Source organism: Ruegeria sp. BG8 (genome assembly GCF_056538325.1).
On the sequence record NZ_JBQFSZ010000031.1, the window covers coordinates 1 to 1101 of the forward strand.

Below are 1101 nucleotides of genomic sequence, written 5' to 3' on the forward strand. Positions count from 1 at the left end.
AGTTCCCCTATGACACGCCGGTGGCGCTGACCTATGACACCGGGGATTACAACGGGACCATGGACAAGCTGGAGGCCGCTGCCGATCTGGCAGGCTTTGCCGCGCGGCGTGCGGCAAGCGAGGCCAATGGCAAGCTGCGCGGTCTGGGCATCAACTGCTATATCGAGGCCTGCGGCATTGCGCCGTCGAACATCGTTGGCATGCTGGGCGCGCGCGCAGGGCTCTATGACGCGGCGACCGTGCGGGTGAATGCCACCGGATCGATCAGCGTCATGGTGGGTGCACACAGTCATGGGCAAGGGCATGAGACCGCCTTTCCGCAGGTCGTGGCCGACATGATTGGCATCGACGAGTCGATGGTCGAGATCGTGCATGGCGACACCTCGAAGATCCCGTTTGGCATGGGCACCTATGGTTCGCGCTCGCTGGCGGTTTGTGGCTCGGCCATGGTCAAGGCCACCGAGAAGGTGATCGACAAGGCCAAGAAGATCGCCGCCCACCTGTTGGAAGCGTCCGAAGCCGATATCGAGCTGAAGGACGGTCAGTTCAGCGTCGCAGGCACCGACAAGTCGGTGGCCTGGGGCGATGTGACCCTGACGGCCTATGTGCCCCATAACTACCCGCTGGAGGTCGAGCCGGGGTTGGAGGAGACTGCGTTTTACGACCCGGCCAACTTTACCTTCCCCTCGGGCGCTTATGCCTGCGAGGTCGAGCTGGACCCCGAGACCGGCAAGGTCAGCATCGAGGCGTTCACCGCCGCGGATGACTTTGGCAACATCGTCAACCCGATGATCGTGGATGGCCAGGTCCATGGTGGTATCGGCCAGGGCATTGGTCAGGCTTTGCTGGAGAACTGCGCCTATGACGAGAATGGCCAGTTGCTGAGCGCCTCTTACATGGATTACGCGATGCCGCGCGCCGATGACGTGCCGTTCTACGGCGTCGATCATTCCAGCCAGACGCCGTGCACGCACAATCCTTTGGGCGTGAAGGGCTGTGGTGAGGCCGGGGCCATTGGCTCGCCGCCTGCGGTGGTCAATGCGGTTCTGGATGCGATGAACTCGGGTGGCAAGGCTGTCGATCACATCGACATGCCAGTGA

Annotated in this window: 1 protein-coding gene; it reads left to right on the forward strand. The window is 62.5% G+C overall.

All coding sequences use genetic code 11. The features are described from left to right. The coding region (locus ACR0DG_RS21435) for a xanthine dehydrogenase family protein molybdopterin-binding subunit (protein ID WP_480707337.1) at window positions 1–1101 on the forward strand (1101 nt) is incomplete at both ends.